Consider the following 25,796-nt stretch of genomic DNA (forward strand, 5'->3'; position numbering starts at 1 on the left):
ATGCCGATCGATGTCGACGTCGCGCTGAACGCCGAGCTGGATCCCATCGAATTCTCTTGGGTCAGCAGCGATATCCAGCTCTATCAACTGGGACTGGGCGCCGGCTCGGACCCGATGGATCCCCGCGAGCTGCGCTATCTGGTGGACGACACCCCGCAGGTGCTGCCGACGTTCGGCAACGTCGCCGCCACCTTTCACATGACCACGCCGCCGACGGTGCGGTTCCCCGGCATCGACATCGAGCTGGGCAAGGTGTTGCACGCCAGCGAGCGGGTCGAGGTGCCCGGGCCGCTGCCGCCGTCGGGCTCGGCCAAGGCCGTCACCCGGTTCACCGACATCTGGGACAAGGGCAAGGCCGCGGTGATCTGGAGCGAGACGACGGTCAGCGACCCGGACGGCACGCTGCTGTGGACGCAGCGGCGGTCGATCTTCGCCCGCGGCGAAGGAGGCTTCGGCGGTGAGCGCGGGCCGTCATCGTCCGACGCCGCGCCGGACCGGGCCCCCGACCTGGAGGTCGACGTGCCGATCCTGCCGCAGCAGGCGTTGCTGTACCGGCTCTGCGGGGACCGCAACCCGCTGCACTCCGACCCCGAATTCGCCGCCGCCGCAGGGTTTCCCAGGCCGATCCTGCATGGCCTGTGCACCTACGGCATGACCTGCAAGGCGATCACCGACGCGGTGCTCGACGGCGACGCCGGCGCGGTGGGCGCCTACGGCGCGCGGTTCGCCGGCGTGGCCTTCCCCGGTGAGACGCTCAAGGTCGGCATCTGGAAGGAGAACGGCCGCTTCGTGGCCAGCGTTGTCGCGCCGTCGCGCGACAACGCCGTCGTGCTCAGCGGCGTCGAACTGGTCCCCGCGTAGCGCCTTTGCGCCGTGCGGACTACCGTTAAACGGCGCAATATGCTTTCGTCCTTTCATGGTCGCTGAAGGGCAGTCGCCCGAACCGCGTGCGGCCGACGAGCGAACCGCACTGCGGAGCATTCCGATATTCGCCGAGATCGACGACGAACAACTCGACCTGCTCACGAAGACCGTAGGTCGCCAGCACGTCCCCGCCAACGAGTGGCTCTTTCACATGGGCGACCCGTCGGACGCCTTCTATGTAATCGCCTCGGGACGATTCGCGGCCATCGGCCGCGACGGACAGGTGCTTCGTGAGATGGCGTCCGGGGACTCGATCGGAGACCTGGGCGTGATCACCGGCGCCGCTCGCTCGGCCGGGGTACGAGCCCTTCGGGACGGCGTCGTCTGGAGGATCGCCGCCGACACGTTCAGCGAGGTGCTCGCCAAGGCGCCGCAATTGCAATCGGCGATGTTCCGAGCGATGGCGGTGATGCTTCGCGAGTCACGAGCCGCCAACGTCTCTCGCGGTCGCCGGGTCGTCGGCGTGGTGTCGACCGGGGATGCGGTCGCGGCCCCGATCGTCGATGCGATCGCGACCCGGCTGAGATCGCACGGCCAGGCGGCCGTCGTCGCGCCGCCGGTCGAGACGACGGCCGCGGCCAATCATTACGGCCAGCTCGTCGACGCGTTCAGCGAGACCCTCGACCGCGTCGAGCGAAGCAACGATTGGGTCTTGCTGGTGGCCGATCGGGGCTCGGGTGACAGCTGGCGACGCTACGTCACCGCGCAAAGCGACCGAGTCGTGGTCCTTGCCGATCAAACCCATCCGCCGGAAGCGCTCGAACCACCCGTGACGCAAGGGCCGGTCCACCTGGTCACTTGCGGCGTCGTGCCGGACCCGAGCTGGTGGGACCTGCTGCAGCCGGTCTCGCATCACCCCACCGACGACGACGGCATCGGTGCCCTGGCCCGCCGAATCGCCGGCCGATCTCTCGGCCTCGTGCTCGGGGGTGGTGGCGCTCGGGGCCTCGCGCATTACGGGGTCTACGAAGAGCTCACCCGGGCGGGCGTCGTCATCGACCGGTTTGGCGGGACCAGTTCGGGTGCCCTCGCTGCCGCCACCTTCGCGCTGGGTCTGGACGCGCGGGAGTGCACCGCGGCGGCACGGAAGTACGTCGCAGAGACCAGGCCGGTCAGCGACTACACGATCCCCGCGATAGCCCTCACGCGAGGTCGCCGTGTCGACCGTCTGATAGAAGGATTCTTCGGCAGTAGGACCCTGATCGAGCATCTGCCGAGGGAGTTCTTTTCCGTCTCCACCGACATCATCACGGGCGATCAGATCATCCATCGGCGTGGGCTGCTGTGGATCGCCGTGCGCGCATCGATCTCGATACCCGGCCTCCTGCCACCGGTGCAGCATGGGGAACGGCTGCTCGTTGACGGCGGATTGATGAACATCCTCCCGGCCGACGTGATGTGCGCCGACCCGGACGGCGAGGTGGTATGCGTCGATCTGCGCACGACTTGGGTGCCATCGAAGGGCTTTGGCCCGCTGCCGGCGAAGCTTCAGCCTCCCCCGTTCGTCCGGCGGCTCGTGACCGGGACGGACGTAGCCCTGCCACCGCTGCAAGACACATTGCTTCGCAGCGTCGAACTCGCGGCCCCCAAGTGGAACCTGCGCGAGCTCCCCCGAGTCACGGCGATCATCGAGCCGGACGTCTCAGCGATCGGTCCGTTGGACTTCAAAAACATCGATGCCGCCCTCGAAGCCGGGCGGATCGCAGCCCGCAGAACCCTCGAAGCGCAGCCGTCGCTCGTTCGCTGAGCCTGTACTATTACGCTGCAGCCAACGGCTCAGCATCTTCAGATGGCAGACGCTTAGTGTGTGCACAGGGTGGTCAGGGCGGGCGGGGCAGACAACGACGAGTCTCGCTCGCGCACGCGGCCGTTCGTGTGCGGCGAGGCCATTAACCCATGGGCTCCGATTGGTGGGACAAGCCGCTGGCCAATCTCGTCATGCACTTGAATGGCGGCGAGAAGATCGTGCCGATCTTCGATCAACTATTCGTCGGCCGTCAGTGCGCGGGCATCGACGAACAGCGCCGACTGGTCATTCCCGATCCGAACATCTCCCGCAATCACCTCGAGATCCGCTTGGACGTCACCACCGACCGGGCCTACCTCATCGACACCAGCACCAACGGAACGTTGCTCAACGGCATGCCGCTGGAGCGCGCCGTGCAGGTCCCCCTTAAGCCCGACGACCGGATCTCGGTGGGCGACGTGGTGCTCATCTTCCGGTCGGACCGGTTCAACGCCGCCGGGGTGACCAACACCAGCCCGACCCTGACCCGGATCGTCGAGGAGACCATGGTGATGGTGGTCGGCGATATCACCAACTACTCGACGATCTCAGAGGTCACCGACAACCAGGTGATCGCCCAGAGCCTGAACTATCTTTGGCACGAGCTCAACCGAGTCCTGCGCGCACATCGCGGAACGCTCAATCACTACGCCGGCGATGCGCTGTATGCCGTCTGGGAGCTGCGGACGATTCCGAAGGCAAATGAGCTCGCGATCGACTTCGCGCTCGCCGCGAACCAGATGGTCGAGGAACTCGCGCCCACGCTGCCGCTGCGTTCGCCCGACGGTTCGCCGATCCGCATGGGCTGGGGCGTGGTGCAGGGCCGGGCCGCGATCGCCGCGATGACGAGGACGGTCACGGCCGTCATTGGCGACGCGACCAACGTGGCGTTCCGGTTGGCCGGCATCGCCGGACGGGCCGGGCGCCCGGCCGTGATGGTGAGCACCGGCGTTCACGCCGCCGTCGAGGCGCAATACGACTGGGGGCAGTCCGAGCAGGTAGAGATCAAGGGCCGGCGCGGAATGGAGACGGTCTTTCCGGTCGTCGCGCGTTCGGTAGGTGGCGGACACGCGGTGAAGTGACGTTCGCCGTGACACGTGGAACGCTGCCGTCATGGCGGAGCCGTTCATCGGCAGCGAGGCGGTAGCGCATGGGCACATCGTCAAAAGTGCGCTGCGGACTCGATATACGAAGTTGTTCCGCGACGTCTATGTCACTCCTGGTACCGAGCTGACTCCACTCGTTCGCGCCCGCGCGGGATGGCTCTGGTCGCGACGCCGCGGCATCGTTGCCGGACTGTCGGCAGCCGCACTGCACGGCTCCGAATGGGTAAACGTCAATGCGCCGCTTGAGATCCTTCACAACAACCGGAGTGCGATGCCAAACCTGATCGTCCGGGGTGACCACATCGACGACGATGAGGTCGCGCTCATTGACGGCATCCCCGTGACAACGCCGGCTCGGACGGCACTCGATTTGGGCTGCTGGTACTCGGTCACCGAGTCGGTCGCGGCGATCGACGACCTGCTTCGGACGACAGATTTGAAGACGGCCGAGGTCGAGACCCTGATGGACCGCTACCACGGCCGGCGAGGGGTCCACATGGCCAGGACCGCGATCCGTCTTGCAGACCCCGGAGCCCAGTCGCCCAAGGAGACGTGGCTTCGGCTGGTCTTAATACGCGCCGGCCTGCCTAGGCCGCAAACCCAGATCGCGGTCCAAGACGACTTCGGCGAGATTCTCGCCTACCTCGACATGGGTTGGGAGGACCTCAAAGTCGCAGTTGAGTATGACGGCGAGCAACATCGCAATGATCGGCGGCAGTACACCTGGGATATCCGGCGGTTGGAGATGCTCGAACGTCGTGGGTGGATTGTCGTGCGGGTGGTCGCGGGCGACCGGCCTGCGGACGTCGTACGCAGGGTTCGAGCCGCATTGGCCCGTCGAGCGTCGCGCTAGCGTGGCTCTCGACGCCGACAGCTGCGCTAGCGCGACGCTCGACGATAAAGGCGAAGCTAGCCGAGGATCAGGCCCGACGTGGGCACACCCGTCCCCGCGGTGACGAGCACGTGCTCGACGTCGGGCACCGGGTTCACCGAGGTGCCACGCAATTGCCGCACACCTTCGGCGATGCCGTTCATGCCGTGGATGTAGGCCTCGCCGAGCTGGCCGCCGTGCGTGTTGATGGGCAGCCGCCCGCCCAGCTCGACCGCGCCGTTGGCGATGAAATCCTTCGCCTCGCCGCGACCGCAGAAACCCAACTCCTCCAACTGAATCAGGGTGAAGGGCGTGAAGTGGTCGTACAGGATGGCGGTCTGAATGTCGGTCGGCTTGAGACCGGATTGCTGCCACATCTGCTGACCGACCAGCCCCATCTCGGGCAGGCCTATCTCGTCGCGGTAGTAGCTGACCATCGTGTACTGGTCGGGGCTGGAACCCTGCGCCGCGGCCTCGATGATCGCCGGCCGCTGCTTGAGATCCTTCGCCCGCTCCGGGGAGGTCACCACGATCGCGACCGCGCCGTCGGTCTCCTGGCAGCAGTCCAGCAGCCGCAGCGGCTCGGCGATCCACCGCGAATTCTGGTGGTCCTCAATGGTTATCGGCTTCTCGTAGAAGTACGCCTTCGGGTTCTTGGCCGCGTGCTTGCGGTCGGCCACCGAGATGGCGCCGAAGTCCCGGCTGGTCGCGCCGGACCAGTGCATGTAGCGCTGCGCGATCATGGCGACCTGCGCCGCCGGCGTCGACAGCCCGTGCGGATACGAAAAAGCGTTGTCGGCCGCGGTCGAATCGGCCTGCACGCCGGCATTTCCCACCAACCGGGTCTGGACCTGACCGAACCGCATACCCGAGCGTTCGTTGAACGCGCGGTACGCAACCACGACGTCGGCCACCCCGGTGGCGACGGCCATCGCCGCATGCAGGATGGTGCCGCAGGCGGCGCCGCCGCCGTAGCCCGTCTGGGCGAAGAACTTCAGGTCACCGATGCCCGTCGCGCGTGCCACCGCAGTCTCGTTGTTGGTGTCCATCGTGAACGTGGTCAGCCCGTCGACGTCCGACGGCGAAAGGCCGGCGTCGTCCAACGCATCCAGGACAGCCTCGGCGGCCAGGCGCAGCTCGCTGCGGCCGGAGTCCTTGGAAAAGTCGGTGGCGCCGATGCCGACGATGGCGGCCTTACCCGACAACATCAGGCACCCCCGATCGTCAGCGTCACGTTCGCGATGACGTGATCGCCAAGGCTGTTGCGGCCGAACACCTTCAGCGTGATCAGGCCGTCGTCGATGGCGGTCACCTCGCCGGAGAAGGTGACGGTGTCGTAGGCATACCACGGCACCCCGAGCCGCAGCCCGATCGACTTGATTAGCGCCGACGGCCCGGCCCAGTCGGTGACGTAACGCTGCACCAGCCCGGTGTCGGTCAGGATGTTGACGAAGATGTCCTTGGAGCCCTTGGCCTGCGCCAAGTCCCGGTCGTGGTGCACGTCCTGGAAATCCCTGGTGGCCAGGGCCGTCGAGATGATGAAGGTGGGGTCGCCGTACAGCTTGAGCTCGGGCAACTTGGTGCCCACTTCAACAACAGGCGCGCTCATGCTTGATCTCCCAAGGACTCCCACGCGTAGAGGCTCCACTCCGGGCCGGAGTCACCGGCTGGGAAGTCGATATAGGTTGCGCGAACCGGCATTCCGATCTTTATCTCGGCATGGTCGACGCCGCGCAGCTCGCCGAGCATACGAACGCCCTCTTCCAGCTCGACAAGCGCGATCACGAAAGGCAGCGTACGTCCCGGCACCTTCGGCGCGTGGTGCACGACGTAGCTGTACAACGTGCCACGGCCGCTGGCCACGACGTAGTCGATGGGTTGGGCCTTGTCCTGCCACACCGCCGGCACCGGCGGATGCTGCAGGCTGCCGTCGGGCCGGCGCTGAATCCGCAACTCGTGCGCTTTGACGCCCTCCCAGAAGAAAGCGGTATCCCGCGACGACGCCGGGCGCATCATGGTGTCGGGATCGAGGTCCTCGGGCACCGAGGACGGCGCGGATTCGCGGGGCTTGAACTTCAAGATCCGCCAAGCCATCTCGGCCACATCTTCGTCACCGACCCGCCAGGTGATGTGCTGGTTGATGAAGTAGCCCTCACCGAGGCCGGTCTGCTTGGGGCCGACCACGTCGCGCATTTCGGAATGGATGGTGACCTGCTCACCGGGACGCAGATAACGGTGATAGGTCTGCTCACAGTTGGTGGCGACCACCCCTATATAGCCCGCGTCGTCGAACAGCTTCATCATCGGGCCCATCGGATCGTCGGTGGGGCGTTCACCGCCCTGCCCGAACATCGTCCACACCTGGATCATGGCCGGCGGGGCCACAATCCCGGGATGACCCGCGGCCTTGGCGGCATCCTCGTCCACATAGATCGGGTTGCGGTCGCCGAGAGCCTCGACCCAGTTGTTGATGATCGGCTGGTTCACCGGATCCCGGCCCGCGCGCGGCGCGGCGACGACGGTGGCGGTGATCTCCGCGACCGCTTCGGCGATATCCGTCATCGAGGCACCCTCGGCACCTTGAGACCGGCCGCCGCGATCATCTCTCGCATCACTTCGTTCACGCCTCCACCGAAGGTGATCACCAAATTGCGCTTGGTCTGCGAATCCAGCCAGCGCAGCAGCTCGGCGGTGTCGGATTCCGCCGGGTTGCCGTACTTTCCGACGATCTCCTCGGCAAGCCGGCCGATGTACTGAATACGCTCGGTGCCAAACACTTTCGTCGAAGCGGCGTCGGCCACGTTGATGTCCTCGCCCGCGGCCGCGACCTGCCAGTTCAGCAACTCGTTGATCCGCCACATCGCGTAGATCTCGCCGAGCGCCCGCTTGACGTCCTCGTGATCGATCGGAGTGACGCCGTCGCCGCCCGGCTTGGACGCCCAGGCGTGCAGCCGGTCGTAGATACCGGCGGTGCGGCCCGCCGGGCCGAGCATGACCCGTTCGTTGTTGAGCTGGGTGGTGATCAGCCGCCAGCCGCCGTTCTCCTCGCCCACCAGCATGTCGGCGGGCACCCGCACGTCGTTGTAGTAGGTGGCGTTGGTGTGGTGGGCGCCGTCGGACAGGATGATCGGCGTCCAGGAGTAGCCGGGATCCTTGGTGTCGACGATCAGGATCGAGATGCCTTTGTGCTTCACGGCTTCCGGGTCCGTGCGGCAGGCCAGCCAGATGTAGTCGGCGTCGTGCGCCCCGGTGGTGAAGATCTTCTGGCCGTTGACGATGTACTCGTCACCCTGGCGCACCGCGGTGGTCCGCAACGACGCCAGGTCGGTACCCGCCTCGGGTTCGGTGTAGCCGATCGCGAAGTGCACCTCGCCGGCCAGGATCGCGGGCAGGAACTTCTTCTTCTGCGCCTCACTGCCGAACTGCTGCAACACCGGACCGACCGTCTGCAACGTCACCGCGGGCAGTGGCACGTCGGCCCGATGCGCCTCGTTGACGAAGATCGACTGCTCGATCGGGCCGAAACCCAAGCCGCCGAACTCCTTTGGCCAACCGACGCCGAGCTTGCGGTCCTGGCCCATCCTCCGGATCACCGCACGGTAGGCCTCGTTGTGACGGTCCTGCTCCATCGCCTTCATCTCGTCGGACGAGATCAGGTTCGAAAAGTATTCCCGTAGTTCCGCTTGCAGCTGACGCTGCTCCGGAGTCAGGTCTATGAACATTGCGCTCCCACCAGGTCGAGACGATGAGAAGAACCGCCCAGCAGCCGGGCCAGGTCTTTGATCGTGGAGTAGTACCGGTGCATCGGATAGGTGATATCCATGCCCATCCCGCCGTGCAGGTGATGGCAGGTCTGCATCACCGGCGGCGCCTGCGACGTAACCCAGTATCCGAGGACGTCGAGGTCGCTGTCGGCGTCCCGGCCCTCGGACAGCCGCCACACCACCGACTTGGCGGCCAGATCGATGGTGCGCGAAGCGATGTAGACCTCCGCGAGCTGCGCGGCGACGGTCTGGAAGGTGGACAGCGGCTTGCCGAACTGCTTGCGGTTGGCCACGTAGTCGGCGGTCAGTCGCAGCGCCCCGGCGACCAGCCCGTCGGCGTACGCGCCCGTCGCCGCCAATGCCAGCTGGTTGACCCGGTGCGCCGAAGCGCCCGCCAACACGTCCGAATCACCAACCGCCACACCGTCGAACGTGACCGTGTACTCGTCCGAACCGTTCGAGGTCGGCGTGCGCTCCAGCCGCACACCGTCGGCCTTGGGCGACACGACCACGACGGCGCTGTCGGTGGTCACGATCATCCAATCCGCTTGCTCGGCGTAGGCCACACCGATCTTGACGCCCGACACCCGGCCGCCCGCGAACGTGACGCCCGGCCGGTCGGGCAGCGCCGTGCCCGGCTCGTTGAGCGCCGCGGTCAGCACCCCGCCCTTGGCGACCCCGGCCAGGAAACGGTCCTGTTGTTCCTCGGACGCCAGGTCCAGCAGCGACACCACCCCGAAGCCGAGCGTGGCCAACGCCGGCGTAATCGCGCCGTGGCGGCCGACTTCCGTCAGCACCGTGGCGACCTCGGGCAGGCCTACCCCGTCGCCACCGAGGCGTTCGGGAACCGGCAGCGCCGTCAGGCCGCCGCTGACGAGCGCCTCCCACGACAGATCCCGGTCCAGCACTGACGTCGCCACGTCGGCGACGGCCTGCTGCTCGGCGGTGAGGTCGAAGTCCATCAGTGGTTCACCGGGCACTTACCGGTGTAGTCCACCTGCCAACGCTTGATGCCGTTGAGCCAACCCGAGCGCAGCCGCTCCGGCTCCGAGATCGGCTTGAGGTCGGGCATGTGATCGGCCACGGCGTTGAAGATCAGGTTGATCGTCAGCTTGGCCAGGTTCGCGCCGATGCAGTAGTGCGCGCCGGTGCCGCCGAAACCGACATGCGGGTTGGGATCCCGAAGGACGTTGAAGGTGTACGGGTCGTCGAAGATTTCCTCGTCGAAGTTGGCCGACCGATAGAACAGCACGACCCGTTGACCCTTCTTGATCTGCACGCCGGAGAGTTCGTAGTCCTCCAGAGCGGTCCGCTGGAAACACGTGACGGGGGTGGCCCAGCGGACGATCTCGTCGGCGGCGGTCTCCGGGCGCTCCTTTTTGAACAGCTCCCACTGGTCGGGGAAGTCGGCGAACGCCATCATCCCCTGCGTGATGGAGTTCCGGGTGGTCTCGTTGCCGGCCACGGCGAGCATCATCACGAAGAAGCCGAACTCGTCGTCGGAGAGCTTTTCCCCGTCGATGTCGGCGTTGATCAGCGTGGTGACGATGTCCTCGCCGGGCTTTTCGGCCTTGATGGCGGCCATCTGCATCGCGTAGTTGAGCACCTCGAACGACGACGTCTTGGGATCGATGTCGGCATATTCGGGATCGTCGTTTCCGGTCATCTCGTTCGACCAGCGGAACAGCTTTTCGCGGTCCTCCTGCGGCACCCCGAGCAAGCCCGCGATCGCCTGCAGCGGGAGTTCGCAGGACACCTGCTCGACGAAGTCGCCGGAGCCGGCAGCCGCCGCGTCCCGGGCGATCTTCTGGGCACGCTCGCGCAGCTCGTCCTCCAGGCGCCCGACGGCCCGCGGGGTGAAACCGCGGGAAATGATCTTGCGCAGCCGGGTGTGGTGCGGCGCGTCCATGTTGAGCATGACGAACCGCTGCAGCTCGATGTCCTCGCGCGCGATGTCGTCGTTGAACCGGGGGATCACGCAGTTCTCGTAGCTGGAGAACACGTCGCTGCGCCGGGAGATCTCCTTGACGTCGTTGAGCTTGGTGATCGCCCAGAAGCCGCCGTCGTTGAAGCCGCCGCCGTGGCCCGGGGCTTGCTCGTTCCACCAGATCGGCGCAGTCGCGCGGACCTCGGCAAACTCTTCGACCGGAATCCGCTCCGCGTAGATGTCGGGGTCGGTGAAATCGAACCCGGGCGGAAGGTTGGGGCTGGGCACGCTACTTCTCCTTTAACTGCTGGTCCCTATGCTGGTCTGGCGACTGGCCAGTGACTGGCGATCCCAGGACACTAGCTTCCCTAGTGGAGCTCTGTTGCCAGTAAAACATGCCTCCACCGTAGAAAAAAGGCGCCGACGCATCGTCGCTTGTCATAGTAATGAAACGTGTTCTAGCCTGGCCCCATGGGTAACCCGGTAATCGTTGAAGCCACTCGCAGCCCTATTGGCAAGCGCAATGGATGGCTTTCAGGACTGCACGCCACCGAGCTGCTGGGCGCGGTGCAAAAGGCGCTGGTGGAAAAGGCCGGCATCGACGCCGGTGATGTGGAACAGGTCATCGGCGGCTGCGTCACGCAGTTCGGCGAGCAGTCCAACAACATCACCCGCGTGAGCTGGCTCGTCGCCGGCCTGCCGGAGCACGTCGGGGCCGCGACCGTGGACTGCCAGTGCGGCAGCAGCCAGCAGGCCAACGGCCTGGTCGCCGGCCTGATCGCGGCGGGCGCCATCGACATCGGCATCGCGTGCGGCATCGAGGCCATGAGCCGCGTCGGGCTCGGCGCCAACGCCGGCCCCGACCGCAGCATCCTGCGGCCGGCCTCGTGGGACATCGACCTGCCCGACCAGTTCACCGCCGCCGAGCGGATCGCCAAGCGCCGCGGCATCACCCGCGAGGACATCGACGCCTGGGGCTTCCAGTCCCAGCTACGCGCCAAGCGGGCGTGGGACGAGGGCCGGTTCGACCGGGAAATCTCGCCGATCGAGGCGCCGGTGCTCGACGAGCAGAAGCAGCCCACCAGCGACCGCCACATGGTCTCCCGCGACCAGGGCCTGCGTGACACCACTCTGGAGGGCCTGAGCCAGCTCAAGCCGGTCATCGAGGGTGCTATCCACACGGCGGGCACGTCGTCGCAGATCTCCGACGGCGCCGCGGCGGTGTTGTGGATGGACGAGGATAAGGCCAAGGCGCTCGGGCTGCGGCCGCGGGCCCGGATCGTCAGCCAGGCCCTCGTCGGCGCCGAGCCCTACTACCACCTCGACGGCCCGGTGCAGTCGACGGCGAAGGTGCTGGAGAAGGCCGGGATGAAGATGGGCGACATCGACATCACCGAGATCAACGAGGCCTTCGCGTCGGTGGTGCTGTCCTGGGCGCGCGTCCACGAGCCCGACATGGCCAAGGTCAACGTCAACGGCGGGGCGATCGCGCTCGGCCACCCGGTGGGCAGCACCGGCAGCCGGCTGATCACCACCGCGCTGCACGAGCTCGAGCGCACCGACCAGACGACCGCGCTGATCACCATGTGCGCGGGCGGCGCGCTGTCAACCGGAACCATCATCGAGCGCATCTAGTGGGTGTATCCGAGGCCGACCGCATCGCGGCGGCCCAGGCGTACATCGACGCCCTGGTCACCCACGACGCCTGTGCCGTCCCGTTCGCGGACGGCTGCACCCGCATCGAGGTCGGCCTCAAATCGGGATTTTCCGGAAATCACCTGCGGCGCAGCCTAAATCGCGGACCGCAGTACCGCATCATCGCGGCGACGACCCCGCCGGAGTACACCGTGTCCGGCGACGAAGTGCGCGCGGTGTACGACGTGCTGACCAAGGTCTCGTTGGCCGGGCGGCGGGTCGGGTCGCGGGTCGACGAGACGTTCGTGATACCGGAACAGGACGGGCTGATCCATCACATCAGGGCCAGGTTGCGTCCGTTCATTCAGCGCTGAAGCAGCTCTAGGATCACTGGTATGCCGAAATCACCGCCACGGTTTCACGACACGCCCTACGCCGACTTCTTCATCAAGTGGATGTCACGCCTCAACACGTTCTTCTACCGCCGCAACGGCGGCGAAGGCTTCGGCGGCAAGTTCCAGAACATTCCCGTCGCCCTGCTGACGACCACCGGCCGCAAGACCGGCGAGCCCCGCATCAGCCCGCTGTACTTCCTGCGCGACGGCGACCGGGTGATCGTCGCGGCGTCCAAGGGTGGTGCCGCGAAGAACCCGATGTGGTACCTCAACCTCAAGGCCAATCCCAAGGTGCAGGTGCAAATCAAGAAAGAGGTGCTCGACCTGACCGCGCGGGACGCCACCGATGAGGAGCGCGCCCACTACTGGCCGCAATTGGTGGACATGTACCCGTCCTACGACGACTACCAGTCCTGGACCGACCGGACCATCCCGATCGTCATCTGCGATCCGTAGCGTTTCGCCGAACGTGTACTGATGGCGGAAAATCGCCGAAACACCTCCGCCAGTGCACGTTCGGCGCAGGCGGGCCTACGGGATGAGGTTTGACAGGTCGCCGATCACGGTTTCGGCCTGACCTATGACAGCGAACGCTTCGAAGGCGCCGGCCAACGGAATCAGGTAGGTGTCAGTCGCGATGGGTTGGCCGATGGCGGCGACGAGGTTGCCCGATTGAAGCCCGTCGGCGAACAGGGTCAGGTCATACGCGGGCAGACTGGTCACGAGAGCATTGGCGACATCGGCCGTCGGAAGCAGGGTCGAGTAGGCATCCGAGGCTGCTCCCGAGAGCGTGTTCACCGCGTTGTAGACACCGTGGGCGACGCTGACGGGTGACAGCGCCGAGACGAGGTCGGTCGTGCTGGGCAACGCGATGGTCGATGGCCCCGTAGACGGCATGGTCAGCGAACCCGGCGACGGTGTGAGCGACCCGGTTGAGGACAATTCGGCGGAGATGTCGTGCACGAAGTCGGCGATGCCCTGCGGGGTACCCGAGGCGAGCAGGCCGGGCACTTTTTCCACGTCACTCAATGGTGGGAAGAGGCCGAACTCGGTGGGCACGTTGGCCGGACCCTGTGACCAGCCGTAGTTGGGGTCGCCGTAGCCGAGATTTACCAGCACCTTCATGTCAGGTTGGATCAGGTCGGCCAATGGATTGCCTATGACCGGGATGGAGCGCAGTGGTTCCAGCAGCGGCAGGTTTTGGGTGGGGATCATCTCGTAGGTCGTCATGGTCGGGCCCTGAGTCGGCAGTTGAATCGCGGTTCCGAGCTGGGTGGCCGTCAGATCCGTGTAGGTGGGATGCACGTAGTAGATACCCGCAAGCGAGTTGAGATCTGAGAGCAAATTGATCGGGTACTGCGGGACGTCGGCGAAGCCGTCGTATTCCTGCGTCCAAATGGTCGTCGGGTAAAGGTTGTCCGGGGTGGGGCCGTTGAAGGTGATCCCGAGGGCCGGGATGCTCAGACCGTTCAACCGTTCGAAGAGCCCGCCGTTGGGAGCATTGGGGTCGCCGGTCAGCACGAAGGATACGGCCGTCGTCGGCACGCCCTGGGACGCGAGCAGCGGCATGACCATGGACGAGATCGTCGAGCTCTGCGATTCGCCTTTGACGACGAGGGTGTTGCCCGCGGCGACCTGCTGCAAAATCGTGCTGTCCAGAATCTGGACGCCTTGAGCTTCCGACACGTCCAGCGTCAGACTCTTGACCCCGGTGTAGAGCCCGTAATTCCCTTCGGGAGTGAAGAGCGCTTGCGGCGTGAAATTCTGGAAAAACGGCGCGATGTAAAGATTGAAATTTCGCGTGATGAAGTCCGGCGTGGGTATCGGCTCCCCGCTGCCGCCCATGATCAATGCCACGTTCGCGGCGCTGGTGGCGCCAGGCCCGGCGAGCAGGCCATTGATTCCGGTCCCCGCTCCGATCGCGGAAAGCAGCCGCCCCAAGCGCGACGCGCCGACCGCCTCCGCGCCCACGTAGGCCCCCGCACCCGCCGTCAGTGCCCGAACGAACTCCTGGTGAAACGCCTCCGCCTGCGCGCTCACCGCCTGAAAGGCCTGGGCGTGGCCGGAAAACAACGCCGCGATGGCAGCGGACACCTCATCGCGGGCCGCGGCCAGGATCCCCGTGGTGCGAGCGGCCGCGGACGCGTTCGCGGTGTTGAGCGTCTCGGCGATGCCGGCTAACTCTGTTGCCGCCGAATTCAGGTTCTCCGGCATCGCGACGAGATAGGACATCTGAAACCTCCATTGGTTCCGCGGCCAGCCGGCATCCGGTCATACCCGGACGCGCCGCCCGCAAGGCAGAGTATCGCGTTCATCAAGAAATGCGCTAGGGCTCGCGAGATACTCTGCGGCAGAGCTGCATTCGGCGCTCAGCGTCGCGCCGTGGGCGCTAGGCCCCGTAGACCGGGACCGGCGGACGAGCCTTGGCGAGTAGGTCGGCGACGACGGGCCCCAGCTCGGCCGGATCCCATCGGGCGCCCTTGTCGATCTGCGGGCCGTGCGCCCAGCCCTCGGCGACGCGGATCTTGCCGCCCTCGACCTCGAACACCTTGCCGGTGACGTCGCGGGATTCGGCGCTGCCCAGCCAGACGACCAGCGGGGAGACGTTCTCCGGCGCCATGGCGTCGAAATCCTGGTCCTGCGTGGACATCATCTCGGCGAAGACGGTCTCGGTCATGCGGGTGCGCGCCGACGGGGCGATGGCGTTGACGGTCACGCCGTACCGCCCCATTTCGGCGGCGCCGACGAGCGTCATCGCCGCGATGCCCGCCTTGGCCGCGCTGTAGTTGCCCTGCCCGACGCTGCCCTGCAGGCCCGCACCGGAACTGGTGTTGATGATCCGCGCGTCGACGCTCTTGCCCTCCTTTGACAGCCCGCGCCAATACGACGCGGCGTGCCGCATGGTGGCGAAGTGCCCCTTGAGGTGTACGGCGATGACGGCGTCGAACTCCTCCTCGCTGGTGTTGGCCATCATCCTGTCGCGCACGATGCCGGCGTTGTTCACCAAAACGTCCAAACCGCCGAAGGTTTCGACGGCTTTCTGGATCAGGCCCGCCGCCTGGTTCCAGTCGGCGATGTTGGACCCGTCGGCGACCGCTTCTCCGCCAGCCGCGATGATCTCGTCGACCACGCCCTGCGCGGCGCTGCCGCCGCCCGCGGGCGATCCATCCAGGCCCACCCCGATGTCGTTGACCACCACGCGAGCACCCTCGGCCGCGAAGGCGAGCGCATGCGCGCGGCCGATACCGCCGCCCGCCCCGGTGACGATGACGACGCGTCCGTCAACCAGTCCCATATCCGTTTGTCTCCTCTACTTGACTGCGCTCGCGTTGGTAGTGGCCAGATAATGCGGCGGTTCGCCGCCGCCATGCACCTCCAACGAGGCGCCGCTGATGTAGGACGCCGCGTCGGAGGCCAAAAACGCTGCGGCCCAACCGACATCGTCCGGCTTGGCCAGCCGGCCCAGCGGGACGTTCTTGGAAATGGCGGCGATGGACTCGGCATCGCCGTAGAACAGGTCGGCCTGCTCGGTCTCGACCATCCCGACCACGCAGGCGTTCACCCGCACCTTGGGCCCCCATTCCACCGCCAGCGTCTGCGTGAGGCTCTCCAGGCCGGCCTTGGCGGCGCCGTACGCGCCGGTGCCGGGCGACGGCCGTCGGCCGGACAGGCTGCAGATGTTGACGATGGACCCGCCGCCCGGCTGGGCCTGCATCTTGTCATTGGAGTACTGCGAAACCAACAGCGCACCAATGAGATTGAGCTCGATGATCTTGCGGTTGAACTTCGCGCTGGACTCCGCGGTCAGCACGTAGGGCGACCCACCGGCGTTGTTGACGACGACGTCGAGCCTGCCGTGTTGGTCAACGATGGAGTCGATCAGCGACCGGACGGCCTCCTCGTCGCGCACGTCGCACGAGTGGAACTCGTAGGGCAGGCCCTCCACGGGCCGGCGCGCGCAGGTGATCACAGTCGCGCCCTGGTTGGCGAAAACCGAGCTGATGCCGGCGCCGACGCCGCGCACGCCGCCGGTGACCAGAACCACCCGCCCGGCCAGCCCCAGCTTGATGCCTTCCGAAAGGGGCGAGCCTGCTTCGGAGGAAGTCACTGTGCTAGCGTACCAAGCAAGTGCTTGCTTAGGTAACTGACCCCAGCAGGAAGTGCCATGACGATCACATCCAAAGAAATCGAACCGGGCATCGTCGCGGTCACCGTCGACTACCCGCCCGTCAACGCCATCCCGTCGCGCGGGTGGTTCGAACTGGCCGACGCGGTCACGGCCGCCGGCGCCAATTCCGATACCCACGCAGTGATCCTGCGGGCCGAGGGCCGTGGGTTCAACGCGGGTGTGGACATCAAGGAGATGCAGCGCACCGAGGGATTCACCGCGCTGATCGACGCCAACCGTGGCTGCTTCGCCGCCTTTCGCGCGGTCTACGAATGCGCCGTGCCGGTGATCGCGGCCGTGAACGGATTCTGCGTCGGCGGCGGAATCGGCCTGGTGGGCAACTCCGACGTCATCGTGGCCTCCGACGACGCCACGTTCGGGCTGCCGGAGGTCGAACGGGGCGCGCTCGGCGCGGCGACGCACCTGTCGCGACTGGTGCCACAGCACCTGATGCGGCGACTGTTCTTCACCGCCGCCACCGTCGACGCCGCCACGTTGCATCACTTCGGCTCGGTGCACGAGGTGGTGCCGCGGGATCAGTTGGACGAGGCCGCGTTGCGGGTCGCCCGCGACATCGCCGCCAAGGACACGCGCGTCATTCGTGCGGCCAAGGAGGCGCTCAACCTCATCGACGTGCAACGGGTCAACTCGAGTTACCGCATGGAACAAGGGTTTACGTTCGAGCTCAACCTCGCCGGGGTGGCCGACGAGCACCGCGATGCGTTTGCCGGTACGAAGAAGGGCAAGAACGCGTGAGCGACAAACGAACAACGCTGGACGAGGCCGTTTCCGAACTGCGCAGCGGCATGACGATCGGCATCGGCGGCTGGGGCTCGCGGCGCAAACCGATGGCCTTCGTGCGAGCGATGCTGCGGACCGACGTCACGGACCTGACCGTGGTCACCTACGGCGGACCCGACCTCGGCCTCTTGTGCTCGGCAGGCAAGGTCAAGCGCGTCTACTACGGGTTTGTGTCGCTGGACTCCGCGCCGTTCTACGACCCGTGGTTCGCCAAGGCCCGCACCAGCGGCGCCATCGAAGCGCGCGAGATGGACGAGGGCATGCTGCGCTGCGGGTTGCAGGCGGCGGCTCAGCGCCTGCCGTTCCTGCCGATCCGCGCGGGGCTGGGCAGTTCGGTTCCCGACTTCTGGGAGGGCGAGCTGCAAACGGTGACCAGCCCCTATCCGGCGCCCGGCGGCGGGCACGAGACGTTGCTCGCGATGCCGGCGCTGCGCCTGGACGCCGCCTTCGCACACCTGAATCTTGGTGACAGCCAAGGCAATGCGGCCTACAGCGGCATCGACCCCTACTTCGACGACCTCTTCCTGATGGCGGCCGAAAGACGCTACCTGTCGGTAGAGCGCGTCGTGTCGACCGACGAACTGGTCAAGGCCGTCCCCCCACAGGCGCTGCTGGTGAACCGCATGATGGTCGACGCGGTCGTCGAGGCGCCGGGCGGGGCCCACTTCACCACCGCCGCGCCGGATTACGGGCGCGACGAGAAGTTCCAACGCCACTATGCCGAGGCGGCCTCCACCGACGCGGGCTGGCAGAAGTTCGTACAAACCTATCTGTCGGGCAGCGAGGACGACTACCAGGCCGCCGCGCGCGCATTCGGAGAGGAGGCCGCGAAATGAGCAGCCGAGCGGAGGTTTGCGCGGTCGCCTGCGCCGAGTTGTTCAGGGACGCGGGCGAAATCATGATCAGCCCGATGACGAACATGGCTTCGGTCGGCGCGCGCCTGGCCCGGCTCACGTTCTCCCCGGACATCCTGCTGACCGACGGCGAGGCACAACTGCTGGCCGACACCCCGGCGCTGGGCAAGATGGGCGCCGTCGAGGGCTGGATGCCGTTCGGCCGGGTGTTCGAGACGCTGGCCTGGGGCCGCCGGCACGTGGTGATGGGCGCCAATCAGGTGGATCGCTTTGGCAATCAGAACATCTCGGCCTTCGGACCGCTGCAGCACCCGACCCGGCAGATGTTCGGCCTGCGGGGCGCGCCCGGCAACGCCATCAACCACGCGACCAGCTACTGGGTCGGCAATCACTCGAAGCGGGTGTTCTGCGAGGCGGTCGACGTGGTCTGCGGCATCGGCTGGGACAAGATCGACGCCGACAACCCGGCTTTCCGGTTCGCCAACCCGTATCGGGTGGTGTCCAACCTCGGGGTGTTCGACTTCAACGGGCCGGGCCACACCATGCGGGCGGTGTCCCTGCATCCTGGTGTAACGCCCGACGACGTCCGGGAAAACACGACGTTCGATGTCGACGGCCTCGACGAGGCGAAAGAGTCCCGGCTACCGACCGACGACGAGCTGCGGTTGATCCGCGAGGTCATCGATCCTAAGGCACTGCGCGACAAAGAGATACGGTGATGAGGCTGCGCACCCCGCTGACCGAGCTGGTCGGCGTCGAGCACCCGGTGGTGCAAACCGGGATGGGCTGGGTGGCCGGCGCCCGGCTGGTTTCCGCCACGGCCAACGCGGGCGGACTGGGCATCCTGGCTTCGGCGACCATGACCCTCGACGAGTTGGCGACCGCCATCGGCAAGGTCAAGGCCGCGACCGACAAACCGTTCGGCGTTAACATCCGCGCCGACGCGGCCGACGCCGGCGACCGCGTCGAGCTGATGATCCGCGAGGGCGTCAAGGTGGCGTCCTTCGCGTTGGCGCCCAAGCAGGAGCTGATCGCCCGGCTCAAAGACGCTGGGGCGGTGGTCATCCCGTCGATCGGCGCGGCCAAACACGCGCGCAAGGTCGCGGGCTGGGGCGCCGACGCGATGATCGTGCAGGGCGGCGAGGGCGGCGGGCACACCGGGCCCGTCGCGACCACGCTGTTGCTGCCGTCCGTGCTGGACGCCGTGCAGGGCACCGGCATCCCGGTGATCGCGGCGGGCGGATTCTTCGACGGGCGCGGGCTCGCGGCGGCGTTGTCCTACGGCGCCGCCGGCGTGGCGATGGGCACCAGGTTCCTGCTCACCTCGGATTCCACCGTGCCCGAGGCGGTCAAACGGCGCTACCTCGAGGCGGCGCTGGACGGCACGGTCGTCACCACGCGAGTCGACGGCATGCCGCATCGGGTGCTGCGGACCGGGCTGGTCGAGAAGCTGGAAAGCGGCTCGCCGGTAAGGGGTTTGACGGCAGCGGTGCGTAACGCCGCGAAGTTCAAGAACATGTCGCAGATGACCTGGGCCTCGATGATCCGCGACGGCCTCGCGATGCGCCACGGCAAGGAGCTGACCTGGTCGCAGGTCGTGATGGCGGCGAACACCCCGATGCTGCTCAAGGCCGGGCTGGTCGAGGGCAACACCGAGGCCGGCGTGCTGGCGTCCGGCCAGGTGGCCGGCATCCTGGACGACTTGCCGTCCTGCGCCGAGCTGATCGATTCGATCGTGCGCGACGCGATCGCCCACTTGAAGGCCGCGACGGCGCTGGTCGAAGAACCGTCAGCCGTGGACTAAGGACCCTGGCCGCCGAGCGGGACGGGGCGTCATCCTGGATGGATGATGACGCTGGCACCGGGATCCTGGCCCACTCCGCTCTTGAACGCCGTTCGTACTTCGAACAAATACCTGCTCAATCCGCTGATGGTGCAGCTGGCCGGCCACAAGCACTGGTACGCAGCCGCGATCAAGCACACCGGGCGGCGCTCCGGCAAGCAGTACACCACGCCGGTGGTAGCCGAGCGCATCGCCGACGGCTTCGTGATACCGCTGCCCTACGGCACCGACGTGGATTGGTTGCAGAACATCCGCGCGGCGGGGCGGGCGACCATCTCGTCGCGGGGCGAAGACTACGAGGTGGCACAGCCCGAGATCATCGATGCGGCGACGGCGCTGCCCATGCTGTCGGCCCAACGCCGACGCACGTTCGAGCGAGTCGGCATCGACGGGTACCTCAGACTCAAGGACCAATCGACGAGCTGAGCGGCGTTATCGCCACCACTCGATGAAGTTAATTCCTAAATATACCGGGAATGAAGCTATAGTCTTCATATGACTCTGGTGAAGTCGGCGCCTTCACTGCGCGCGACACTGATCGGCGACGTCGTCGGGTCTAGGCGCGCCCGCGACCGGCCGGCGCTGCATCGGCGCGTCGCCACCGCTCTGCGGCAGGTCGCCGACGGTGCCCTCGACCCACCCGCCTTCACCGTCGGCGATGAGTTTCAGGGCAGCTACCCCAGCCTCGGTGCCGCCATCGACGCCGCGTTGACGGTGCGCCTGCTGCTTGCCCCCGAGACCGACGTCCGGTTCGGCATCGGCTGGGGGACGGTCGCCATCCTCGACGCCGACGCCGGGATCCAGGATGGGCCGGGCTGGTGGACCGCGCGGGCCGCCATCCAGCAGACGGCGGAGGCCCAGCGGCAGCCCGGGTTCACGCTGGTGCGCACCACCTTCCGGGCGGACGAGGGCACGCGCGCCGACGTCGCGGCCGTCAACGCGGCGCTGATTTGTCGGGACCATCTGCTTGGATCGCTCGATGAAAGATCGTTACGGATTGTGAGGGGCTTGATGACGGGCCGGACCAAGAAGGAGCTCGCCGCGGCCGAGGGCATCAGCCCTTCCGCGGTGTCCCAGCGGGCGGCTCGTGACGGTCTGGACCTGATTGTCCGTGCCTCCCAATATCTTCGGAGCTTGCCATGAGTGCGGTCGCGGTCCTGCTGATCGCTGTCGGGATTGCCGACCTGTGCCGACGAGCGGTCCGCGCGGCCTGGCTCCCCCCGATGGTCGCGCCGATCGTGGTGGCGGGCTGCGCCGCGCTGGGTGCGCTGTGGCATCGCGGCGATATCCCGCTGCTCGTGCTGGCGGCCGCCGCGGCCGTCGCTTGGGAGTGGCTCTGCCTGCGCGCCGAGCGCAGCGGCAAGCGACAAGCGGCGCCGTTGGCCGTGTTCGCCGCCACGCTGGTATTGCTGATCGGGTTGTCCGGATGGTCCTCTGCGGTGAACGGCCTGATCGCGCGGTGGTCGAGCTGGGTGCAGCTGCCGCTGAGCCACGTGACGCCCACCCGCCTGCTGATGATCGTCGCCGTGGTGCTGGTGCAGTTCGCCTCCGGAAATCAGTTGGTGCGCCTGGTGCTTGGCTCGGTGGGTGCGGTGCGTCCGGCCGGTGAGCCGCAGCCGTCGGACCGGCTCAAGGGCGGCCGGCTGCTGGGCCCGATGGAGCGCCTGTTGATCCTGAGCCTCGGCGTCGGTGGGCAGGTGGCCGCGGCGAGCGCTGTCGTCGCGGCCAAGGGCATCATCCGCTTCCCTGAGCTGAGCGCCCAAAAGAACCGCAATGGTGATGTCGGCATCGACGAGGTGACCGAATACTTTTTGGTGGGCAGCTTCACGAGCTGGCTGCTGGCCCTGGGCGGAATCGCGCTGGTGCTGGGCGCCCGGTAACCCAACGCCGAGCGTGCCATTCACGACGCGACACGCCGGTGAAGCGTCGCAGAATGCACGCTCGGCGCAGTGGCTAGAGCCGTTCGATGATCGTGACGTTGGCCGTGCCGCCACCCTCGCACATCGTCTGCAGACCATAGCGGCCGCCGATGCGCTCGAGCTCGTTGAGCATGGTGGTGAACAGCTTGGCCCCGGTGGCGCCGAGCGGGTGACCGAGGGCGATCGCGCCGCCGTTGGGGTTGACCTTCTCGGGGTCGGCCTTGATCTCCTTGAGCCACGCGAGAACCACCGGCGCGAACGCCTCGTTGATCTCGACGGTATCGATGTCTTCGATTGAGAGCCCGGTCCTTTCCAGCGCGTAGCGGGTGGCCGGGATCGGCCCGGTCAGCATGAACACCGGGTCGGCGGCGCGGGCGCTGATGTGGTGGATGCGGGCCCGGGGTGTCAATCCGTGGTCCTTGACGGCCCGCTCGGAGGCCAGCAACACCGCGCTGGCACCGTCGGAGATCTGGCTGGCCATCGCCGCCGTCAGCCGGCCGCCCTCGACGAGCGTCTTCAGGCCGGCCATCTTCTCCAACGACGACTCGCGGGGACCCTCGTCGACCCGGAACGGGCCGGATTCGGTTTCGACGGTGATGATCTCGTTCTCGAAGTGCCCGCCGCGGATCGCCGCGAACGCGCGCTCGTGGCTGGTCAGCGCGAACCGTTCCATCTCCTCGCGCGACAGGTTCCACTTCTCGGCGATCATCTCCGAGCCGCGGAACTGCGAGATCTCTTGGTCACCGTAGCGGTGCAGCCACTGCTTGGATTCGCTTGTGGGCGAGGTGAACCCGAACTGCTCACCGACGGTCATCGCCGACGAGATCGGGATCTGGCTCATGTTCTGCATGCCGCCGGCCACGATGAGGTCCGCCGTTCCCGACATGATCGCTTGCGCACCAAAGGAAATCGCCTGCTGGCTGGAACCGCACTGCCGGTCCACGGTGACACCCGGCACCTCTTCGGGATAGCCCGCGGCGAGCCAGGAGAGCCGGGCGATGTTGCCCGCCTGCCCGCCGATGGCGTCGACGCAGCCGGCGATCACGTCTTCAACGGCGGCGGGATCAACGTCGACGCGGTCGAGCAGTCCGCGCCACCCCAAGGCTCCCAGGTCGACGGGATGCACCCCGGCCAGTGCACCGTTCCGCTTGCCGACCGCGGTGCGCACTGCGTCGATGACGTACGCCTCAGCCATTGTGTCAGACTCCTTCTTTGGTTATGCCGCCAAGGACGATGGCGAGATATTGCTGACCCACCTGTTGCGCGGTGAGCGGTCCGCCGGGTTGATACCAGCGCACCGACACCCAGGTGGTGTCACGGATGAAACGGTAGACGAGGTCGACATCGAGGTCGGGCCGGAAGCAGCCCTCGTCGATGCCCTGATTGAGCACCTCGACCCACATCTTGCGTTGTTGGCGGTTCATGTCCTCGATGTAGGAGAACCTGGCCTGCGACAGGAGGCGTTTGGCCTCGTCTTGGTAGATGACGACCTGCGCATGGCGATCCTCGATCGCCTCGAACGACGCCATGAACAGCCCCTTGAGCCGCTCCAGCGGGTTGGGCTCGCTATCGATGATTTCCCGGTAGCGGGCGAACAGCCAATCCAGAAAATCGCGGAGGAGTTCGTCGACCATCTCCTCTTTGGAGGAGAAGTGGTGGTACAGGCTGCCGGACAGGATGCCCGCGCCATCGGCGATGTCGCGCACGGTGGTGGCGCGCAAGCCGCGCTCGGCGAACATGGTCGCGGCGAGCGCAAGCAACTCGTCTCGCCGGCTGTTAGCCTGACCGGTCACTCGGTCCACCGGATCAGGGTATCAACCAAGCGCTTGCTCGGCCAGCTAGGGCGCGGGTGGGCCCCAATTACCGACGCGGCCTCGGTAGCTCACGTTCCGCGCCACGGTAACGGAGGATTCGCGGGTTTCGAACTGAGAGGAATTTCAGCAAAACCGGGAGAAACTCCCCGGCAGCGTCGTAATCTCCCGACGTCGGGGCCGGCCCCGATGCCGATAAATGGGTGGAAGCGTGGAGGTCAACGGTCATGAGCTTCTTGGTGTTACCCCCGGAAATCAATTCTTTACGGATATTTTGCGGCGCCGGATCTGCGCCGATGCTCGAGGCCGCGGCGGCATGGAACGGTCTGGCCGATGAGCTGGGGACGGCGGCGGAATCGTTTTCGTCGGTGATCTCGGGGCTGGCGGGTCAGGCATGGCAGGGGCCGGCATCGCAGGCAATGACGGCTGCCGCGGGCCCATATGCGAGTTGGCTCAGCTCGGCCTCCGCCCAGGCCGCGGGCGCAGCCGGACAGGCGCAGGCGGTGGCCAGTGCGTTCGAGGCGGCGCAGGCGGCAACGATCCATCCGCTGGCGGTGGCGGCCAACCGGAATTCCTTTGTACAGGCGGTGATGTCGAACTGGTTTGGGCTCAACGCACCGGCGATCGCCGAACTTGAGGGCGCCTACGAGACGATGTGGGCCCAGGATGTGTCGGCGATGGTGGGCTATCACGGTGGGGTGTCGGCGGCGGCCGCACAATTGGTGCCCGCGCAGACGTTGCAGGACATCCTCGCCACGCTGCCCAACCTGGGCATCGGCAACCTCGGCAACTTCAACCTGGGCAGCGGCAACAAAGGCAGCGGCAACCTCGGCAGCGGAAACACCGGCAATTCCAACCTGGGCGGCGGAAACGTCGGCAACGCCAACATCGGCCTTGGGAATTTCGGCGAGGCCAGCATGATGACCGGAAATCCGGGCGGTTATAACGTCGGCATCGGTAACCAGGGCAACGGCAACTTCGGCTTGGGCAACCTCGGCAGCGCGAACATCGGCGGCGGGAACACCGGCAACGGCAACGCCGGCTTCGGCCTTACGGGTAACAATCTGATCGGTATCGGGAATGCTTATTACAACCCGGCGACCGGTCAATTCGCTTTCGCCGGGCTGAACTCGGGCACCGGCAACATCGGCTTCGGGAACTCCGGCACGAACAACATCGGCTTTTTCAACTCGGGCAGCGGCAACATCGGCATCTTCAACTCGGGTGTCAATACCCTTGTGCCGGGTGGGGCTGGAGTTGTGGGCAGCATCAACAACATTGGCATCGGAAACTCCGGCGTCTTGAACTTCGGGTTCGGCAACTCGAATACTCTCGGCACGGGCTTCGGGAACGCGGGCCAGTTCGACAGCGGCTTCGGGAATTCGGGCAACACCGCCACAGGCTTCGGAAATTCGGGCGACGCAAACACTGGCTTCTGGAATGCGGGCGACGTCAATACGGGCTTTGGGAATTCGGGCAGTACAAACACGGGTTTCTTGAATTCCGGCAACGTGAACACGGGCGCCGGGTTCACTACCGACAGCGGCCTGGTGAACTCGGGATTCAACAACACCGGTAAGGGTGAATCGGGCTTTGGGAACACGGGCCAGTTTGTGTCGGGCTTCTTCAACTCGGCCAGCGGCGGCAGCGCCTTCAACGGAGACGTCTCGGGCCTCTTCAACAAAGTCACCGGCGGTTCGGTTAGCAACAGCGATGTCTCGGGCTTCTTCAACACCGGCGTCAAGGGTCCCATTATCGGCGCCGGAAGCGGCCCCTTCAGCGGCGATCTCTCCGGGTTGGGCAACATCGGCACCGGTATCGCGGGTCTGTTTAACCTCGCCCGCCTGTAGCCGATCAGCTCATTGCCGCCGCGGTCGAGCAGCTCGGCCGAGTCGTCGTATCGGGAAACGGCCGGCGATGGCTCAGGCTTGCTCAACATCGGCAGCCTGTTATCGGGCATTTTCAGCCTCAATGCGCTGTTGCCTAGCTCCT

General features: G+C 66.4%; 26 protein-coding genes. 15 read left to right on the forward strand and 11 right to left on the reverse strand.

Annotation, left to right across the window (positions count from 1 at the left end; translation table 11 throughout):
- The 4 genes from chsH3 to AC5Y5E_RS15200 all read left to right on the forward strand — a co-directional run bounded on the left by chsH3 (position 1) and on the right by AC5Y5E_RS15200 (position 4,669).
- On the forward strand, positions 1 to 861 hold the full coding sequence (gene chsH3 / locus AC5Y5E_RS15185) for an enoyl-CoA hydratase ChsH3 (protein ID WP_499903783.1): 861 nt from the start codon (positions 1 to 3) through the stop codon (positions 859 to 861).
- Positions 862 to 916: 55 nt separating this feature from the next.
- Positions 917 to 2,671 (forward strand): patatin-like phospholipase family protein, encoded by a 1,755-nt coding sequence (locus AC5Y5E_RS15190; protein ID WP_499903784.1) that lies wholly within the window; start codon positions 917 to 919, stop codon positions 2,669 to 2,671.
- A 149-nt stretch (positions 2,672 to 2,820) separates the two neighbouring features.
- Positions 2,821 to 3,792, forward strand: coding sequence for an FHA domain-containing protein (locus AC5Y5E_RS15195; RefSeq protein ID WP_499903785.1), 972 nt, complete (start codon positions 2,821 to 2,823; stop codon positions 3,790 to 3,792).
- 31 nt (positions 3,793 to 3,823) lie between these two features.
- A complete protein-coding gene (locus AC5Y5E_RS15200) occupies positions 3,824 to 4,669 on the forward strand; it encodes a type IV toxin-antitoxin system AbiEi family antitoxin (RefSeq protein WP_499903786.1) in 846 nt (281 codons plus the stop codon).
- Between the two features lie 56 nt (positions 4,670 to 4,725).
- Here AC5Y5E_RS15200 and ltp2 read toward each other — a convergent pair whose 3' ends face one another.
- Genes ltp2 through AC5Y5E_RS15230 form a run of 6 tightly spaced genes read right to left on the reverse strand, consistent with a single transcriptional unit; the run spans position 4,726 to position 10,666 of the window.
- Positions 4,726 to 5,895: a 17-hydroxy-3-oxo-4-pregnene-20-carboxyl-CoA lyase gene (gene ltp2 / locus AC5Y5E_RS15205; RefSeq protein ID WP_499903787.1), complete on the reverse strand. Its 1,170-nt coding sequence runs from the start codon at positions 5,893 to 5,895 to the stop codon at positions 4,726 to 4,728.
- Entirely contained in the window at positions 5,895 to 6,296 is a 402-nt protein-coding gene (locus tag AC5Y5E_RS15210; RefSeq protein WP_499903788.1) for a MaoC family dehydratase, read from the reverse strand. The genes ltp2 and AC5Y5E_RS15210 overlap by 1 nt, the downstream gene beginning before the upstream one ends.
- Positions 6,293 to 7,249: a bifunctional MaoC family dehydratase N-terminal/OB-fold nucleic acid binding domain-containing protein gene (locus AC5Y5E_RS15215; protein WP_499903789.1), complete on the reverse strand. Its 957-nt coding sequence runs from the start codon at positions 7,247 to 7,249 to the stop codon at positions 6,293 to 6,295. Before AC5Y5E_RS15215 ends, AC5Y5E_RS15210 begins: the two co-directional genes overlap by 4 nt.
- Positions 7,246 to 8,409, reverse strand: a complete 1,164-nt coding sequence (gene fadE29 / locus AC5Y5E_RS15220; protein ID WP_499903790.1) for an acyl-CoA dehydrogenase FadE29 — start codon at positions 8,407 to 8,409, stop codon at positions 7,246 to 7,248. Before fadE29 ends, AC5Y5E_RS15215 begins: the two co-directional genes overlap by 4 nt.
- Positions 8,400 to 9,413, reverse strand: a complete 1,014-nt coding sequence (locus AC5Y5E_RS15225) for an acyl-CoA dehydrogenase family protein (RefSeq protein WP_499903942.1) — start codon at positions 9,411 to 9,413, stop codon at positions 8,400 to 8,402. Before AC5Y5E_RS15225 ends, fadE29 begins: the two co-directional genes overlap by 10 nt.
- The gene (locus AC5Y5E_RS15230; RefSeq protein ID WP_499903791.1) at positions 9,413 to 10,666 is read right to left on the reverse strand and encodes a cytochrome P450; all 1,254 of its coding nucleotides are present in this window, start codon (positions 10,664 to 10,666) and stop codon (positions 9,413 to 9,415) included. The genes AC5Y5E_RS15225 and AC5Y5E_RS15230 overlap by 1 nt, the downstream gene beginning before the upstream one ends.
- A 183-nt stretch (positions 10,667 to 10,849) precedes the next feature.
- Between AC5Y5E_RS15230 and AC5Y5E_RS15235 the strand changes: the two genes are divergently transcribed.
- The 3 genes from AC5Y5E_RS15235 to AC5Y5E_RS15245 are packed head-to-tail and all read left to right on the forward strand — an operon-like array spanning position 10,850 to position 12,864.
- Positions 10,850 to 12,013 carry a steroid 3-ketoacyl-CoA thiolase gene (locus AC5Y5E_RS15235; RefSeq protein ID WP_499903792.1) on the forward strand — a complete coding sequence of 388 codons (1,164 nt, stop codon included), beginning with the start codon at positions 10,850 to 10,852 and terminating at the stop codon, positions 12,011 to 12,013.
- The gene (locus AC5Y5E_RS15240; RefSeq protein ID WP_499903793.1) at positions 12,013 to 12,387 is read left to right on the forward strand and encodes a DUF8021 domain-containing protein; all 375 of its coding nucleotides are present in this window, start codon (positions 12,013 to 12,015) and stop codon (positions 12,385 to 12,387) included. Before AC5Y5E_RS15235 ends, AC5Y5E_RS15240 begins: the two co-directional genes overlap by 1 nt.
- A 21-nt stretch (positions 12,388 to 12,408) precedes the next feature.
- Positions 12,409 to 12,864: a nitroreductase family deazaflavin-dependent oxidoreductase gene (locus AC5Y5E_RS15245; RefSeq protein WP_499903794.1), complete on the forward strand. Its 456-nt coding sequence runs from the start codon at positions 12,409 to 12,411 to the stop codon at positions 12,862 to 12,864.
- A gap of 75 nt (positions 12,865 to 12,939) precedes the next feature.
- Here AC5Y5E_RS15245 and AC5Y5E_RS15250 read toward each other — a convergent pair whose 3' ends face one another.
- The 3 genes from AC5Y5E_RS15250 to AC5Y5E_RS15260 all read right to left on the reverse strand — a co-directional run bounded on the left by AC5Y5E_RS15250 (position 12,940) and on the right by AC5Y5E_RS15260 (position 16,477).
- Positions 12,940 to 14,640, reverse strand: a complete 1,701-nt coding sequence (locus tag AC5Y5E_RS15250; RefSeq protein WP_499903795.1) for a PE family protein — start codon at positions 14,638 to 14,640, stop codon at positions 12,940 to 12,942.
- A gap of 157 nt (positions 14,641 to 14,797) precedes the next feature.
- On the reverse strand, positions 14,798 to 15,703 hold the full coding sequence (locus AC5Y5E_RS15255; RefSeq protein WP_499903796.1) for an SDR family oxidoreductase: 906 nt from the start codon (positions 15,701 to 15,703) through the stop codon (positions 14,798 to 14,800).
- Positions 15,704 to 15,718: 15 nt separating this feature from the next.
- On the reverse strand, positions 15,719 to 16,477 hold the full coding sequence (locus AC5Y5E_RS15260; RefSeq protein ID WP_499903943.1) for an SDR family oxidoreductase: 759 nt from the start codon (positions 16,475 to 16,477) through the stop codon (positions 15,719 to 15,721).
- A gap of 96 nt (positions 16,478 to 16,573) precedes the next feature.
- Between AC5Y5E_RS15260 and echA20 the strand changes: the two genes are divergently transcribed.
- The 7 genes from echA20 (at position 16,574) to AC5Y5E_RS15295 (ending at position 21,954) form a co-directional block, all read left to right on the forward strand.
- Positions 16,574 to 17,332: a (7aS)-7a-methyl-1,5-dioxo-2,3,5,6,7,7a-hexahydro-1H-indene-carboxyl-CoA hydrolase gene (echA20, locus tag AC5Y5E_RS15265; RefSeq protein ID WP_499903797.1), complete on the forward strand. Its 759-nt coding sequence runs from the start codon at positions 16,574 to 16,576 to the stop codon at positions 17,330 to 17,332.
- Entirely contained in the window at positions 17,329 to 18,213 is an 885-nt protein-coding gene (gene ipdA, locus AC5Y5E_RS15270; protein ID WP_499903798.1) for a cholesterol ring-cleaving hydrolase subunit IpdA, read from the forward strand. Before echA20 ends, ipdA begins: the two co-directional genes overlap by 4 nt.
- The gene (gene ipdB / locus AC5Y5E_RS15275; RefSeq protein WP_499903799.1) at positions 18,210 to 18,950 is read left to right on the forward strand and encodes a cholesterol ring-cleaving hydrolase subunit IpdB; all 741 of its coding nucleotides are present in this window, start codon (positions 18,210 to 18,212) and stop codon (positions 18,948 to 18,950) included. The genes ipdA and ipdB overlap by 4 nt, the downstream gene beginning before the upstream one ends.
- Positions 18,950 to 20,035, forward strand: coding sequence for a (3aS,4S,5R,7aS)-5-hydroxy-7a-methyl-1-oxo-octahydro-1H-indene-4-carboxyl-CoA dehydrogenase (ipdC, locus tag AC5Y5E_RS15280; RefSeq protein WP_499903800.1), 1,086 nt, complete (start codon positions 18,950 to 18,952; stop codon positions 20,033 to 20,035). The genes ipdB and ipdC overlap by 1 nt, the downstream gene beginning before the upstream one ends.
- Positions 20,036 to 20,077: 42 nt before the next feature.
- Entirely contained in the window at positions 20,078 to 20,500 is a 423-nt protein-coding gene (locus tag AC5Y5E_RS15285; protein ID WP_499903801.1) for a nitroreductase family deazaflavin-dependent oxidoreductase, read from the forward strand.
- A 69-nt stretch (positions 20,501 to 20,569) separates the two neighbouring features.
- Entirely contained in the window at positions 20,570 to 21,217 is a 648-nt protein-coding gene (locus AC5Y5E_RS15290) for a SatD family protein (protein ID WP_499903802.1), read from the forward strand.
- On the forward strand, positions 21,214 to 21,954 hold the full coding sequence (locus tag AC5Y5E_RS15295) for a hypothetical protein (RefSeq protein WP_499903803.1): 741 nt from the start codon (positions 21,214 to 21,216) through the stop codon (positions 21,952 to 21,954). Before AC5Y5E_RS15290 ends, AC5Y5E_RS15295 begins: the two co-directional genes overlap by 4 nt.
- Before the next feature lie 73 nt (positions 21,955 to 22,027).
- Here the strand turns inward: AC5Y5E_RS15295 and fadA6 are convergent, their stop codons facing one another.
- The gene (gene fadA6 / locus AC5Y5E_RS15300) at positions 22,028 to 23,188 is read right to left on the reverse strand and encodes a steroid 3-ketoacyl-CoA thiolase FadA6 (RefSeq protein ID WP_499903804.1); all 1,161 of its coding nucleotides are present in this window, start codon (positions 23,186 to 23,188) and stop codon (positions 22,028 to 22,030) included.
- A gap of 4 nt (positions 23,189 to 23,192) precedes the next feature.
- Positions 23,193 to 23,795, reverse strand: coding sequence for a TetR family transcriptional regulator KstR2 (kstR2, locus tag AC5Y5E_RS15305; protein ID WP_499903805.1), 603 nt, complete (start codon positions 23,793 to 23,795; stop codon positions 23,193 to 23,195).
- A 236-nt stretch (positions 23,796 to 24,031) separates the two neighbouring features.
- Between kstR2 and AC5Y5E_RS15310 the strand changes: the two genes are divergently transcribed.
- Positions 24,032 to 25,654 (forward strand): PPE family protein, encoded by a 1,623-nt coding sequence (locus AC5Y5E_RS15310; RefSeq protein WP_499903806.1) that lies wholly within the window; start codon positions 24,032 to 24,034, stop codon positions 25,652 to 25,654.
- Positions 25,655 to 25,796: the final 142 nt, after the last annotated feature.

It is taken from the genome of Mycobacterium sp. NGS54 (genome assembly GCF_059812465.1).